Here is a 16,282-nt window from a genome sequence, read left to right as displayed (position 1 = left end):
ACACAGAGGTGGAAACATGAAGATTCTTGTTACTGGTGGTTATGGATTTATTGGTTCTTTTGTTGCTGAGACATTTTTTAGAGAAGGTCATGAAGTTTACATAATCGATAACCTTTCAACTGGAAATAAGGAAAATGTAACGTTCAAACATAAGTTTTATCAAGTAAACGTAGAGGATCCATCTTGTGGAGATATTTTCCGATCCAATCGATTTGATGTTGTCATTCATCTGGCAGCACAAGTCAATGTCGGAACATCTATGGAAAATCCCTACTTAGATTCACAATCGAACGTATTAGGTCTGGCGAATATTCTCCAATTATCAAACAAATATGGAGTAAAAAAAGTAGTATTTGCCTCTTCAGCAGCAGTCTATGGTCTTAATGAAGATATTCCATTAAAGGAGGATGCTGTATGTGATCCTCTATCACCCTACGGAATCAATAAATTAGTGGGAGAGCTATACTGCAAAAAATGGAATGAATTGTTTGGGGTTGAAACGCTGTGCTGCCGGTTTTCAAATGTGTACGGCCCTAAGCAAGGAACAGTCGGTGAAGGCGGAGTAATTTCCATTTTTATTAACAATGTTTTAGACGGAAAGCCCTTACAGGTATTTGGTGATGGTGAGCAAACTAGGGACTTTATATTTGTTGAAGATGTTGCTTATGCCATTTATCGTGGTGTCGAATATGATCTGAAAGGTGTTTATAATTTATCAACTAATACAGAGACAAGCGTTAACGATTTTATTAATACTCTTGAAAACCTAGATGTGGTAAAGGACATCATCTATAAAGAGCCAAAGCAAGGGGATATCAAATATTCTAGATTAGATAATACAAAGATTAAACAGGATTTAGATTGGGTGCCGCTTCACAATTTCCAGGAGGGCTTAGCGAAAACACATGAATGGTTTAAAAATAATCGGGTTAAAAAAAAAAAGGACAGCACTGCTCAGACTAAATCAGGATGGGTTACAAAAATAAGACCATTCATTCCATACCTCGAAAATCTAGCTATTTTAACTCTAGCCATTTTGGTCAGTATGTTATTGGAAAATTCACTGAATTTAATAGATTATCGACTCTTCTACATTGTTACTGCCTCCGTTCTATTTGGGAGAAGCCAATCGATTCTATCAATCGGTTTAGCTACGTTCTGGTATCTATTTCAGAATGTTCTTAATGGTCGGGAAGTTATTTCCCAACTGATTGACCATAACACCCTTGTTCATGTTGGCCTTTATATCTTTATGGGTCTCACGATTGGCTATATTATGGACAAAAAAGAAAAGCTAATCCAAAGCTCTCGCGCTGAAGTTGATACGGCCCAGGAAAAGTTTCAATCGTTATCATCCATATACAAAGATACATTGATTGTTAAGGATGAACTACAGGAGCAAGTGCTCTACACCAATAATAGTATTGGTACGGTATACAGTATTATGAAGGAATTGGATAGTCTTGATTCAAATGATATTTACTCTGCATCTATCAATATAGTGGAAAGTGTCATGAAATCAAATGGAGCAGCATTATATCTGCTTGATGATTCACAAAAAAAGTTACTATTACAAGCTAAGACAAACATGCTGGTCATTCCAAGTTCCATGCAAATAAGCGAGTATAGAACGTTGTGGGAAGTGATGAAAACAAATACGGTTCAGGTAAACAAAGACTTAGATCCTAACCAGCCAACAATGCTGGCACCTATTTCAATTGGCGAAGATATTATTGGAGTAATATCCATGTATCATCCCGAATTTGAGTACCTGACATTATCGTATCAAAACTTGTTTCTCGTCACAGCCAATCTTATTTCTTCAGCATTAACTCGTGCATATGAACATGAAAGTCTACTAATATCTAAAGATATCAGTAGAGATAAACTCTTCAAAAATAAGGAAGAAGCATATGTTTAAACTATTTATCCTTTTGTATTATGTATTCTCTGCTGTATACAGCTTTAGTTTACTAAGAAGGAAAAAAGAGAATGGATTAATAAAAGTCTTACTAATTAACTTTCTGCCCGTAGCAGGTGTTGTCCTTACTCTTTATTTATTTAAACCAGTAAAGTCATCGGCATCTCATCAAGCGGTGGAAACGGGGGGAGCACTTTCACCAATTGATTTGGAGGAAACCGCAAGCGTATACCATTCCATTGATATTGAAAGTGAAATTAATTTAGTACCAATTCAAGATGCATTACTTCTAAATGAAAACAGGGTAAAAAGAAAGCTATTGATCCATAGCTTAAAAGAAAACTCAATCCAAAACCCAATGGTACTCGAAAAGGCATTGCAATCTGATGATTCAGAAACATCCCATTACGCTGCTACAGCAATAATGGAAATGAAGCGTAAACTGATGAATTCCATTCAGGAACTGGCTGCACAGCTAGAGGAAAATCCAGAGGATGCCCAAATATTGATGTCCTATGAAGAGGTGATCAATAGGTATCTAAGGAGTGGTTTTTTGGATGAAGGGACATATAAGCAATACCAGTACCTTCACTCCGAAATTTTAGAAAAAATACTCTTAAGCGGTCAAAGCCAAAAACAACATTACATCGATAAAATAAATTGTGATTTAGCTTTGAAGGAATATGAAACAGCGAAGTACCACAGTGAGAAATTTATAAATGAGTATCCGTATGAGGAAAAGGCTTATATTTTGGCAATGAAGCTGCATTACAATTTACGCAATTCAGGTCAATTACAAAGCATTCTTACAACGCTAAGAAAACAACCAGTTAGATTATCTGCAGATGGATTAAGAGTTATACGCTTCTGGTTGCAGGAGGAAAAAAGTGGGTTATGAATTTAAAATCAACAAAACCATTATGATCATTATCGGTTTCTTATTTCTTTTTGGAATCGTCATTCAACTATCAAGGTCTAACTATGTACTGCAATTGAACACTGGAAATGAACCGCTTCATAATAAGATAATTGAACGAACTTCTGCACTCTCAGCAAAGGAAGTGAAGGCGTTTAACGAAGATAAGTTCCTTTTGATTTATGATCCGGAAGACTCAGAAAGTATGGCATTAAAAGACAATAATGTAAAAACATTTGAGTATCTGAGAAAAGCATTAGAAGTGGTTCCAGTGTCGAACATACCCGATGATTTTACGGAATATAAGAATGTCATCATTGCTTTTTCATCTTTGGAAAAAGTGAGCGATATGAATAGGTTAACAAATTATGTGGATCAAGGCGGCAAAGTCTTTTTTGAAATCCGCCCTGAATTAACGGATGGTTTATTTGCAATCTATCGGAAACTCGGAATTTACGAGCTGGGGCATGATTTTGAAAAAATAAAAGGAATTCAGATGGATTCAGATCTTCTATTAAAAGGCAATCAGTTAAAAATCGAAGAAGGCTTTATTGTAAACAATTCCTTGTCAGTTCAAATAAATGAAGCATGCAAAGTGTATGCATCTTCTCTAAAGGGGTTACCACTGCTATGGAGTACACCATATGGAAAGGGTACTTTCATGGTACTAAACGGGACGATGTTGGGTGATAAGCTTAACCGCGGTTTGATTGTTGGGTCTCTTAGTTATCTAAATGAAGATTTTATTTATCCTATTATGAATTCCAAAGTTGTCTATATTGATGATTTCCCTGCACCATTTCCGGAAGGGCATAATGATGACATCTATAATGATTACAAACGGAATATAGCGAGTTTCTTCCGCGAAATTTGGTGGCCGGATATTGCGAAAGTAGCAGTCAAAGATGATGTGAAATATACAGGTGTTCTGATTGAGTCCTATAACGATCGCGTGAACGGCCCCTTTGAGGACCGTATTGGCAAAGAAACGTTAAAAATCTTTGGCCGGGAACTAATAAAATCTGGCGGAGAAATAGGAATTCATGGATATAACCATCAATCACTTACGAAAGATCAAAATCAAGTAAAGGAACTAGGTTATCGGGCATGGGGCAGTGAAAAGGATATGGCTGAATCCCTAAAAGAAGCGAAAAAATATTTTGATGAAATTTTCCCCAATTACACCCTTCGTACTTACGTACCGCCTTCAAATATATTAAGTGAGGAAGGGAAAAAGGCGATTAAAGAGGCTATTCCGTCGATTGATATTCTTGCTTCGTTATATGTAGATGATGAAGCTAAGGTCTCCTATATTCAAGAATATGAAGTGGGTAAACAATTTATTGAACTGCCGCGTTTATCATCTGATTATCATTATTCGGATATTAATAAATGGACGATTGCAAGTTCAGCAACCATGTTCGGGTCATTTTCACATTTCATTCATCCAGATGATGTTCTTGATGAGGAGCGAAATCGTGGTGACCACTGGAATGTGCTGTCCAAGCAATTTAGTCAAATGATGCATGATGTAAAGAAAAACTATCCATGGATGAGCAGTATGACCGCTTCGGAGAGCGCCGAAATACTGAAAGACTATTCTAGTGCACAGGTGTTTATTTCCGAGAAAAATAGTAAATTGAATGTTTATATTAATCATTTTTCGGGGAATCTCGACTTTTTACTTCGAACAGATAAAAAAATAAAGACGGCAAAGAATTGCGATGTTGAAAAAGTTAGTGAGGATCGTTATTTAGTCCATGCAAAGGCTAACAAGCTTGTCATTCAATTGGAGGGTAAGTAATGAGGATATGTATCATTGCAGAAGGCTCCTACCCTTACGTAACTGGAGGTGTATCGAGCTGGATTCAAACGCTGGTTTCGTGTATGCCTGAACACGAGTTTATCCTCTATGCAATCGGTGCACACGAAAAAACACGGGGGAAATTCAAATACAAGCTGCCTCCCAATCTAATAGAGGTAAAGGAAATCTTTTTGGATTCTTATTTATCTGAAACTGGAGAACCTGGGAAGGATTATCGCTTGAATCCCCTCCAAAAAAGGGCCATTAAATCCTTATTGGATAGTGGGACTACAGACTGGGATTTGTTATTTTCCTTATTTAGAAGCAGGAAAATGGATTCCGTTTCAAACTTTATCATGAGCCGGGATCTTTTTGATATCATCCATGAGCTATGTGTTGAGCGATATTCCCAAATTCCGTTCACAGAACTATTTTGGTCAGTGAGGGCAATGCTCCTGCCGTTATTCTGGCTATTAAGTAACCCTGTACCAGAGGCGGATCTGTATCATAGTGTATCGACTGGTTATGCAGGTGTTGTAGCAGGATACGGAAAATACCTAAATAAAAGACCTTATTTATTAACGGAGCATGGTATTTATACAAGGGAGCGGGAAGAGGAAATCATTAAGTCTGATTGGATCAAAGGGTATTTTAAGGACCTATGGATCCGATATTTTTATAGTTTATCTCAATGTGCTTATTCGAGTACTGACGGGGTTATCAGTTTATTTAATAAGAATAAAGAAATTCAGACCGAGATTGGCTGCGATGATGAGAAAATTAAAATCATCCCAAATGGAGTGGATCCCGAAGGTTTTGCTAACCTGCCCCAAAAGAGTCAAGAAGAAGAGGCTTATATTAATATTGGTGCAGTTGTCAGGGTTGTACCAATAAAAGATATCAAGACAATGATTCAAAGCTTTGCCATCGTAAAAAGGACAGTGACCCAAGCGAGGTTCTATATTTTCGGTCCATTTGAAGAAGATCTGGAATACTATGAAGAATGTTTGCAATTACTAGAATCACTCGGGACTAAAGATATTTATTTTACCGGCGCGGTAAATATAAAAGATTATATTGGAAGGATGGACATTCTTGTTTTATCAAGTATTAGTGAAGGTCAGCCATTAGCACTTTTAGAAGGAATGGCAAGCGGGAAACCGTTCGTCAGTACAAATGTAGGAAGCTGCAGTGAATTATTAAATGGTGTCAATGATGGAATTGGGCCAGCAGGTATTATTGTCCCTGTTATGCATTATGTTGAAATGGCAGAGGCAATTATTCAGTTAGCCGAAAATCCAGATATGTGCAAAGAAATGGGTGCTAATGGAGAGCTGAGAGTAAGAGAAATCTATACGAGAGAAAGATTTATCGAACAATATAAACAAATCTATGAAAGCATGGGGTTTTTACAATGGCAGGAATTGGCTTCCAACTAAAACATTTATTTAAGGACAATAGCTTTTTTTGGGGAATAAAAGCCTTCGCCTTTTCTTCCATTGTCATTGCAGGGCCGATGATTCTATGCATTTTACTAATTACCCTATCCCAATTCTTTCTTGAGTTAATGTATACGCCCTATTACGAGAAGGAAATATTTCTTGGAGGAACATTATATAGCTTTGTTTTTTCACAGCTGCTTACTGGCGGATTTACCATGTTACTCTCCCGCTATTTGGCCGATCAAATTTATGCTGACAAGGAAGAGAACATCTTAGCTTCTCTATATGGAATTCTAGCTATCTGCCTCTCTTTGGGCGGCTTGGCTGGGATTGTTTTCTACTCCTTTTCACCCTTGTCAATTGTCTTCAAGGTCTCTTCCTATTTTTTTTATCTTGAGTTAATGATGATCTGGCTGCTCTCGATTTATATTTCAGCATTAAAAAAGTACCTGCAGATCATAATGGGGTTTGTAATCGGTGTTGTCCTTTCAGCTGTCCTCATTTGGTTTAGCTTTATGTGGCTAAATATTAATACAGCTGCAAGTATCTTTGTTTGTATGGATATTGGGTTTTTCGTGATCATTATGCTTTTCTTTAGAAGTATTAAGGAGCATTTTCCAAAAAACAATCAACGCTATTTTGATTTTCTTACCTATATCGAAAAGTACCCTTCATTATTTCTAATTGGTTTATTCTACACCTTAGGTTTGTACGGCCATAGTTTTATCATCTGGGGCAGTGGGCTAAGGACGTTTGTGGGTGATACATTTGCTATGTCAATCATTTATGATACCCCAGTTTTTTATGCTTACTTAACCATCCTTCCAGCCATGGTCATGTTTGTTGTTTCAGTAGAAACGTCATTTTATGAAAAATATAAAAACTTTTATTCATTACTTATGGGACGCTCATCCTTAAATGAAATAAAGGATGCCCAGGCAAAAATGTTTAATGTTCTTTCCCGAGAGTTTGCCTTTATTATGGAGTTTCAGTTGTTTTTTACTATATGTGCCATTTCTCTTGGAACAAGATTATTACCTTTATCAAACGACCAAGTAGATATCTTTAATATTGTTACAGTGGGAAATTATTTTTTTATCATGATGTTTATCATCATCCAAATTTTGTTGTATTTTGATGATCGGAAAGGAGCTCTCTTTGTCATATCCAGTTATTGTGTATCTAGCCTATTGATAACAGTGATTACAGCAAGCATTGAAAGCTACGGGGTATCATGCTTTTTCGCAGGCTTTATTGGCTTAATACTAGCACTTAGCCGTATATCCCATTTCAGCAAAAACTTTGGCTATTATACCTTTTGTTCACAGCCAATTATGGTTAAAGAAGAAAAACTAGTTATTACAAGATTTATAGACAAATTAAATTTATTAAATGGTGTAGGAGGCAAATATGAAACAAAAGAATAAAAGCGGTCTTCTATTGCTCGCTTTAGCCATTACACTCACAGGTTGTTCTTTTCCGTTAGGGGCTTCAGATACAGTCAAGTCAGCAAATAGTGCAAAGGAACCTAAGCAGTCGATTAATGCAGAACCTCGTGTAGACCAATTAATGGAAGATAGAAGGGTATATGACAACGATAAAATGGATAGTGTTATAGATTTATATGTAACTGTTCTTAATAACGAAAGTAATGATACCTTTTATACAATTAATCATTGGTACGATAACGGTGGAAAAGGTGATCCACCGAAATTAAATGCGATTGTGCAAGAAGGCAGCCCGTCTGGACCACAAAAGGGGGATTGGGGTTACGGAACGGATATACCTAATTCAGTTATTAAAATCCGTGGCAATTCCAGCAGGTTTGTCCCGCAAAAATCCTATCAACTTAAGTTAGCCGAAAGTGCTGGTTTATGGCATGGTCAAACGGTAATTAATCTTAATAAACACCAATATGATGTGACAAGAGTGCGACAAAAACTAAGCTTTGATTTGTTTAGGGAAATACCTGATTTTACAAGCCTAAGAACTCAATTTGTACACCTGCATGTTAAGGATTTATCAGGACAAACGCCCGACCAGCAATTTATTGATTACGGATTATTTACCCAAGTTGAACAACCTAATAAGCGTTTTCTTTACGCCCATGGGCTTGACCCGAATGGCAACCTTTATAAAGCAAACTTCTTTGAGTTCCAACGTTATCCAGACCAATTAAAATTGGCAACAGATCCAAGTTACAATAAGGAGGAATTTGAAAGTATCCTGCAAATTAAAGGGAGCGAGGATCACGATAAACTGTTAAAAATGTTGGATGCAGTCAATAATTATAAGTTAAATATTAATGATGTAATCGACCAATATTTTAATCGCGAAAATTACATAACCTGGCTGGCTGTGAATTTATTATTGGGAAATATGGATACGGATGCCCAGAATTTTTATTTATATAATCCATTAAATTCAGAAAAGTTTTACTTCCTGCCGTGGGATTATGATGCCGCTTGGGGGCAGCAAGCCGAAGAGAATGAAAGGATTAAGGGCTTTACGGCAAAATGGCAGCTAGGAATCAGCAATTATTGGGGAGCAGTTTTACATCAACGATTTTTCAAAGATCCGAAAAACATTGATGACTTAAACAAAAAAATTGAGGTAGTGTCAAAAATCCTCAACAAACAGAAAATCCAAGAATATGTTGACCAGTATTACCCTATTGCCAGCTCTTATATCAAAACATCACCTGATTTACAAGGCTTGCCATATAAAATTGAAGATCTTGATAAGAGCTTTAAAAACTTAATCAATGTACCCGAACAGAATAAAGAATTTTATTATGCCAGTTTAGAAAATCCAATGCCAATCTACCTAGGTGATTTAGTGCAGAAGGATGATTCATATGAATTTACTTGGGATCCATCCTATGACTTCCAGGCGGACGATTTAACCTATGATTTCCAAGTCAGTCAATCGGCAGACTTTAGTTCCGTGTATATCGAACAGAAGGACCTTACAAACACAACATTAAAAGTCGAAGCCAATCAATTGAAACAAGGTAAGAACTATTGGAGAGTTACTGTGAAGGACTCCAAGGGAAATACGCAGATTGCATTTGATCGATTAAAGGGTGAAGACGACAGCTGGCATAATGGCGAGAGGGAATTTTATGTTAAATAAGGAAGATAGACAATGAATCAATTAAAGAAAATAAAAATACCAGCATTTATTATCGCCAGTCTACTGCTGGTAGTGGCAATTTTTAGATTAGACCCTGGAGGACAGGCTCAAAAGAAGGATCATAAAGTCAAGCAGGAAGAAAACGCTAAAGTGGTCTCTAAAAAGGGGAATAATAAGGCCGTTATTGAAAATGCTGCGTTACCAGCCTTTTCAATAACAACCGATCCAGATAATCTTTGGTCAAAGGAAAAAGGAATATACATTCTTGGCGATCACGCCTCAAGCAAGTATCCCTATAAAGGAGCAAATTACTGGCAGGATTGGAGTATTCCTGTGGATGTAGAATATATCGAACACAGTAAAGCTGTCTACAGCGTATCAGCTGAAATGGCGATTTTTGGGGGAGAAACAAGGACTCTTCCCCAAAGATCCTTTGCCCTGTTTGCAAAGAAGAAACAAGGAAGTAAAACCTTTAACTTTCCACTTTTTCCTGAAAAGGCACTCGATAAATATAAATCATTTGTTCTTCGCAATGGTGGCCAGGACTTTGCAAAGACACACATGCTTGATGGCTTAGTCTCCACCCTTGTCAGGGATACAACGATTGATCACCAGGCATATCGTCCAGTTGTTGTCTATTTAAATGATGAATATTGGGGCATATATGATCTACGGGAAAAGATTGATGACAACTTCCTTGCAGCTAATCATGGAGTAAAGAAAAAGGATGTTGATTTATTGGAAGCGAATGCCATTGAGAAAGATGGGAGTAACAAAGATTACTTACAACTTATTGATTTTATCAAAAAGAATCATGTAATGGATGCAGACAATTATAATCAAGTGAAAAAACAGATGGATATGGACAATTTTATCGATTATGTCATAACCGAGCTATATATTGCCAATACGGATTGGCCCAGTCATAATATCCGCTTTTGGAAGGCGAAGGGTGAATTTGATAAGTGGCGTTGGATTCTTTATGACAGTGATTTAAGTTTCGATAACTATCAAGAAAATACAGTAGATAGATTATTTACTTATAAAGGAAAAGGAGACGACTCCTTATATATATCCTTTTTATTTCGTGAATTAATGAAAAATGACCAGTTTCGGAAGGAATTTCGCAGTCGTGCAGATTATCATCTAGCTGAAACCTTCCAACCAGAGCGTGTTATCGCAACGATTACTAAGCTGCAAAAACAAATCGAGCCCGAAATGCCGAACCATTTAGAAAAATGGGGAGGAGAAATGGCGGAATGGGAGCTAAATGTTAGCAAGTTAAAAGAATTCGCCGAAAACAGACCACACTACCTCAAGAAGGATCTTGAGAAGCTTTTTGATACCCTTCAATAAAAAGGAGATCTATATGAAATATGGAAATAAAAAATTAAGGCATGAATTGAAATACTATATTTCCTATCATGTATTTGAAGAACTGCGTTCACGATTACGTTATGTTGTACAGCCGGATAAGAACTCAGTCAATGAAGATGGCTACCATATTCGGAGCCTTTATTTTGACAATTTTTTCGATACTGCTCTGTATGAAAAACTCGCAGGCGTACATCGGCGGGATAAGTATCGTATCCGAATTTATAATGAGAGCGATAGGCATATTAAGTTAGAAAGAAAGAGTAAATTTGGAGATTATATTTGCAAGGAATCTATGAATCTCACACGTGAAGAATATGAAAAAATCATGAATCGTGACTTTGAGTTTTTAAGAGTGAGCGATTCACAGCTTGGCAAAGCCTTTTATATTAAATGTACGAGCGAAAACATGCAGCCTAGAATCATTGTGGACTATGTGAGAGAAGCTTATACATACGAATTTGGGGATGTACGGATTACCTTTGATAAACGTTTGATGGCAGGAGTAAGCTCATTTGATATCTTTAATCCAGAATTAGTAACCGTCAATGCAATCCATGACAAATTTATGGTATTGGAAATAAAATACAATGAATATTTGCCATCCCATATTCGCGGTATACTGCAACTGGAAAGCCATCAACGTTCAGCCATCTCAAAATATGTCATCTGCAGAGAAGAAGGCATGTATTACTATAAAAATTAATAAATAAAGGGGAAGAAACATGAACAATCAAGTGACTATTAATGATGTTCTAAAAAAGAGTTTTTTAGAACAAGGGATATTCGGAAAATTGCCATTGCAAAATATTATCCTTGGAATGCTCATCGCTTTTGCGATTGGACTATTTATTTTCTATATCTATAAAAAGACATTTCGGGGGGTTGTCTATAGCCATAACTTTAACGTCACTCTCATTCTAATGACTATGATTACAACACTCATCATCATGACAATTAGTACAAATGTCGTTCTCTCACTTGGAATGGTTGGCGCTTTAAGTATTGTTCGTTTTCGTACAGCGATCAAGGATCCGCTGGATGTCATTTTCATGTTTTGGGCCATATCAGGAGGGATTACAACTGGAGCAGGTGTCTACTCCCTGGCGATTCTCGGATCACTCTTAATTGGATTAGTTGTTTTTATCATGACTCGAAAAAGAGGGAAAGATTTCATCTTTTTATTAGTAATCCATCATGATGAATCAGCTGCAGATTCTATTAAATATCAACTAGCAAAACTGAAACACAGCCTAAAATCAAAGATTGTCAGAAATGATATTACCGAGTTGACAGTAGAATTAAAAATAAAAGGCGATAATACCGCCTTTGTCCATCAGTTGTCTGCGGTGGAAGGGGTTAGGGACGTTTCATTAATCAATTATAATGGCGACTATGCAGCATAAAGGAATTGAGATAAATAATGAAAAAGCTGATACTAATCCTCATAGCTGTAATTCTGTTAATCATAGTAGCCTTCACTGTGTCAAAAAGGAGCAGACAGGTTACCTTCCAACCGGAAAGAGCTGTTAACAATGTAATCGTAAATCCCTATACAGGCTTTGCGCCGCCTGCTGACGGTGGTCCATACACACAGCCCCATTCATTAGTGTATGCAAATTTCACATGGAGGGATCTAGAGCCGAAGAAAGGTCATATTGACTTTGCAGGAATTGAGAAAAAATATAGGTTAGACTATTGGAAAGAGAAAAATATCAAGCTTATATTTCGAGTAGTTATGGATACTCCAGGAGATAAAAAGCATATGGATATCCCGGATTGGCTGTATAAAGAAATTAATGAGGAGGGCACTTGGTATGACCATAAGTGGGGAAAGGGATTTAGTCCCAACTATTCGAATAAAAAACTTATAGCCTATCATAATAACTTGATAAAAAAGTTGGCGGAACAATATAATAACGATTCGGAAATTGCCTTCATTGAAATAGGAAGTATCGGGCATTGGGCAGAATTCCACACATTGCAGCAAGATGGTATTTATATACCATTTCCTAAGCTGCCCGTCGTTGAAACATATGTAAAACAGTATATAAAATACTTTGATAAAAAGATCCTTTTAATGCGAAGGCCTCATCAAATTGCCATAGATAATAAGATGGGTCTGTTTAATGATATGTTTGGAAAAAAGCCAGATACGGTTGATGAATTTTGGAAATGGGTAACAAAGGGGTATACGTTTTGGTTAACAAATGAAAAAAACCCTTCAATGGAAGGGTTTTGGAAGTATGCACCAACAGGAGGGGAATTTGCGCCAACACATTATTGGGAGGATTATTTTTCTTCTGCCCATTTTTCAAACACAATGGAACAACTGGAGCTAACACATGTAAGCTGGTTAGGCCCCAGTTCCCCCGCTGATTATCCTATGAACGGTGAGATGCAAAAAAGGATGAATCAATTTATGAATAAGATGGGCTATCATTTTTGTTTATTGAATGAAACCCACCCGGAATCCGTCACAGCTGGCACGACTTTTAGGCTAAGCATGGAATGGGAAAATACAGGAGTTGCCCCATTCTATTTTGATTGGCCGTTAGAAATATCACTAGCAGATCAAAAAGGGGAAATTGTTTACAAACAACAATTAAAGGCAGATATTAGAAAATGGCTTCCGGGTAAACATCAAATTTCTGAAGATATCTCGCTTCCTACTAAACTGAATTCAGGGAAATACAATATGTTAGTAACGATACTAGACCCTGCTACTGGGAAGCCAGGAATTCAATTTGAAATGGCGGGCAGGAGAGATGATGGAAGATACACTTTAGGTGAAATAATGGTGAAATAATGGAAGTAAATATTAAAATATAATGACAGGTGTAAAGACAACTGTTAGAATACTCTTATGTTAATAGATTTACTTTTTTTCTCTAAAAATCACGGATTATGGGGAATAATGTAAATAGTGATGGTACATAGGAGGATCAGATGAATAAGAAAAGGGAATTATCAAGTCGAAAATTGCTGGGAATTGCCGGAATGGGCTGGATGTTTGATGCCATGGACGTCGGCATGCTCAGCTTCATTATTGCGGCATTAAAGGTGGAGTGGGAGTTAACGCCGGGTCAGATGGGCTGGATTGGCAGCATCAATTCAATCGGTATGGCCGTAGGGGCACTCGTATTTGGCCTAATGGCTGACAGAATCGGCCGGAAATATGTCTTTATCATTACGTTATTGTTATTTTCAATTGGCAGTGGTGCTTCAGCCTTTACTACTACCTTGACTGCTTTTTTAGTGTTACGGTTTTTCATTGGAGCGGGTTTAGGTGGGGAGCTTCCGGTTGCTTCTACACTTGTGTCAGAGAGTGTTTCCGCAGAAAAGCGCGGCAGAATAGTTGTCTTACTTGAAAGCTTTTGGGCGGGGGGCTGGCTGGTTGCTGCGGTCATTTCTTATTTTATCATTCCGAGGTTTGGCTGGCAGGTTGCCCTGTTGATTAGTGCCGTTCCGGCATTATATGCGTTGTATTTACGGATGGATCTGCCGGACTCGCCGCGTTTTACAGCGGTGAAGAACAAGGAGAAAATCTCAGCCGTTCAAAGTATGAAGAAATTATGGTCAAAGGAGTACGCACGGCCAACCGCCATGCTCTGGATTGTCTGGTTTTGTGTGGTATTCTCCTATTATGGGATGTTTTTATGGCTGCCAAGTGTGATGGTTATGAAGGGCTTTAGTTTAATTAAAAGCTTTGAATATGTGCTCATCATGACGCTGGCACAGCTGCCGGGCTATTTTACGGCTGCCTGGTTTATTGAGAAATTTGGCCGGAAATTTGTCTTAGTTGTCTATTTAATTGGAACAGCTGCAAGTGCGTATTTGTTTGGCGCCGCTGAATCAACAGCCATGTTGATGACAGCAGGTGTTCTGTTATCGTTTTTTAATTTGGGTGCCTGGGGTGGACTTTATGCCTATACCCCTGAACAATATCCAACCATTATTCGCGGGACGGGAACAGGTATGGCTGCGTCCTTTGGCAGGATTGGCGGTGTTTTAGGGCCTTTATTAGTTGGTTATCTAGTGACTGGAAAGGTATCGATTTCGACCATTTTTATGATCTTCTGTATTTCCGTCCTCATTGGTGCTTTTGCCGTCTTCTTTTTAGGGAAGGAAACAAAAAACAAAGAATTAGTATAATAATTTGAACGGAGAGATCCCTGATTTAGGGGGTCTCTTTTTCGGAAGGCAAGAAGAAGAATCATATGTAGACAAAATATTTAAAAAAGTAATTTCCATTCGATTTACAGGAAAATCCTTCTTATCTTTACAGTTATAAAGCGTTTTCATCAAATAAAAAAATAATTTTTGTTATTTTGCAAATTATTTTAAAATAGCTCGTAAATAGACTAGACGAACTAAGAAATATTGGGTACAATGTTTTCAGAATATTATCTTTTTTGGCAACAGTGGGACAATTGGTTCAGAAAAATTTTTATAAAAACAGGGGGTATTGCCATGAGAAAGAAAAAAACAGCTGGTATTTTTATGTCGCTCATGTTAGCGGCAGGTGTAATGGCGGGATGTAATTCTTCTTCAACTTCTTCAAGTAATGGCGGGGAATCGGACAAGGGCGGAACGATTAAAATTGGTGCCAACCTGGAGCTTTCTGGCGGTGTAGCATCTTACGGCCAATCGATTAAAGAGGGTATTGATTTAGCACTGGAGGAAATTAATAAAGACGGCATTGACGGCAAAAAAATTGAGCTTGTTCCATTTGATAATAAGTCTGAAGCACCTGAGGCTATTTCTGGTGCGACAAAGCTGATCAGTCAAGATAAGGTTGTCGCCATTATCGGTTCTGCTACTAGCGGAAATACAAAGGCACAAATTGAAATTGCACAGAGTAATAAAATACCACTTTTAACACCAAGTGGAACAGCAGAAGACGTGACATTTAAAGATGGCAAATTGAATGATTATGTTTTCCGTACTTGTTTTATCGACCCGTTCCAAGGAACGGTAGCGGCGAACTTTGCTTTTAAAGATTTGAAGGCCAAAACAGCGGCTATTATTCTTGATAGCGCCAGCGACTACTCAAAAGGTTTAGCTGCTTCCTTTAAGGAAACGTTCACAAAGCAAGGTGGGAAAATTGTGAAGGAAGAGGCCTTTGTGGCCAAGGATACAGACTTCCGTGCGCAGTTAACCAATATTAAGGGTGCACATCCTGACTTTGTTTACGTACCGGCCTATTATGAAGAGGTTGGTCTAATCATCAAGCAGGGTCGAGAGTTAGGAATCGATGTGACAATGATGGGCGGCGAAGGCTGGGATTCTCCGAAGCTGGTTGAACTTGCCGGCAAAGACGCTTTGAACAATACATTTATTACTAACAGCTATTCTCCTGCTGACAATGATCCAAAGGTACAAGAGTTTGTAAAAGCATTTAAAGCAAAATACAAGGATAAAACTCCTGATGCGTTCAATGCCTTAGGTTATGATTCTGCATATTTCATTGCCGATGCAATCAAGCGTGCCGGCAGCAGTGATTCGACAAAGATCCAAAAGGCTTTGGCTGAAACAAATGGCTTAGAGCTAGTAACAGGAAAATTGAAGCTGGATAAGAACCACAACCCAATCAAATCTGCGGTTATCTTAGAGTTCAAAGACGGCGAGCAAACATTTAAATCGAAAGTAGATCCAGAATAAAATACTAAAAGAATAGGGAGAGCTCT

At 37.6% G+C, this 16,282-nt stretch carries 12 protein-coding genes; all 12 read left to right on the top strand.

What is annotated here, in order from left to right:
• Positions 1-16 precede the first annotated feature (16 nt).
• The 12 genes from BABA_RS10840 (at position 17) to BABA_RS10785 (ending at position 16,256) form a co-directional block, all read left to right on the top strand.
• Entirely contained in the window at positions 17-1,921 is a 1,905-nt protein-coding gene (locus tag BABA_RS10840; protein ID WP_007085228.1) for an NAD-dependent epimerase/dehydratase family protein, read from the top strand.
• Complete coding sequence (locus tag BABA_RS10835; RefSeq protein WP_007085227.1) at positions 1,914-2,819, top strand: hypothetical protein; 906 nt, start codon at positions 1,914-1,916, stop codon at positions 2,817-2,819. Before BABA_RS10840 ends, BABA_RS10835 begins: the two co-directional genes overlap by 8 nt.
• The gene (locus BABA_RS10830) at positions 2,809-4,641 is read left to right on the top strand and encodes a DUF2194 domain-containing protein (RefSeq protein WP_007085226.1); all 1,833 of its coding nucleotides are present in this window, start codon (positions 2,809-2,811) and stop codon (positions 4,639-4,641) included. The genes BABA_RS10835 and BABA_RS10830 overlap by 11 nt, the downstream gene beginning before the upstream one ends.
• Positions 4,641-6,080 (top strand): GT4 family glycosyltransferase PelF, encoded by a 1,440-nt coding sequence (gene pelF, locus BABA_RS10825; protein WP_007085225.1) that lies wholly within the window; start codon positions 4,641-4,643, stop codon positions 6,078-6,080. Before BABA_RS10830 ends, pelF begins: the two co-directional genes overlap by 1 nt.
• Positions 6,056-7,510, top strand: coding sequence for an exopolysaccharide Pel transporter PelG (gene pelG / locus BABA_RS10820; protein ID WP_007085224.1), 1,455 nt, complete (start codon positions 6,056-6,058; stop codon positions 7,508-7,510). Before pelF ends, pelG begins: the two co-directional genes overlap by 25 nt.
• Entirely contained in the window at positions 7,494-9,218 is a 1,725-nt protein-coding gene (locus BABA_RS10815; RefSeq protein WP_007085223.1) for a CotH kinase family protein, read from the top strand. Before pelG ends, BABA_RS10815 begins: the two co-directional genes overlap by 17 nt.
• 12 nt (positions 9,219-9,230) lie before the next feature.
• Positions 9,231-10,574, top strand: coding sequence for a CotH kinase family protein (locus BABA_RS10810; RefSeq protein ID WP_007085222.1), 1,344 nt, complete (start codon positions 9,231-9,233; stop codon positions 10,572-10,574).
• Positions 10,575-10,587: 13 nt separating this feature from the next.
• On the top strand, positions 10,588-11,298 hold the full coding sequence (locus BABA_RS10805; protein ID WP_007085221.1) for a polyphosphate polymerase domain-containing protein: 711 nt from the start codon (positions 10,588-10,590) through the stop codon (positions 11,296-11,298).
• A 19-nt stretch (positions 11,299-11,317) separates the two neighbouring features.
• On the top strand, positions 11,318-11,998 hold the full coding sequence (locus tag BABA_RS10800; RefSeq protein WP_007085220.1) for a DUF4956 domain-containing protein: 681 nt from the start codon (positions 11,318-11,320) through the stop codon (positions 11,996-11,998).
• Positions 11,999-12,015: 17 nt separating this feature from the next.
• Positions 12,016-13,401 (top strand): DUF4832 domain-containing protein, encoded by a 1,386-nt coding sequence (locus BABA_RS10795; RefSeq protein WP_007085219.1) that lies wholly within the window; start codon positions 12,016-12,018, stop codon positions 13,399-13,401.
• A 140-nt stretch (positions 13,402-13,541) separates the two neighbouring features.
• Positions 13,542-14,747 (top strand): MFS transporter, encoded by a 1,206-nt coding sequence (locus tag BABA_RS10790; RefSeq protein ID WP_007085218.1) that lies wholly within the window; start codon positions 13,542-13,544, stop codon positions 14,745-14,747.
• A 318-nt stretch (positions 14,748-15,065) separates the two neighbouring features.
• Complete coding sequence (locus BABA_RS10785) at positions 15,066-16,256, top strand: ABC transporter substrate-binding protein (RefSeq protein ID WP_007085217.1); 1,191 nt, start codon at positions 15,066-15,068, stop codon at positions 16,254-16,256.
• Positions 16,257-16,282 lie beyond the last annotated feature (26 nt).

This window comes from Neobacillus bataviensis LMG 21833 (genome assembly GCF_000307875.1).
GTDB classification, from domain to species: domain Bacteria; phylum Bacillota; class Bacilli; order Bacillales; family Cytobacillaceae; genus Neobacillus; species Neobacillus bataviensis.
This window is presented reverse-complemented; position numbering and strand designations above follow the sequence as displayed.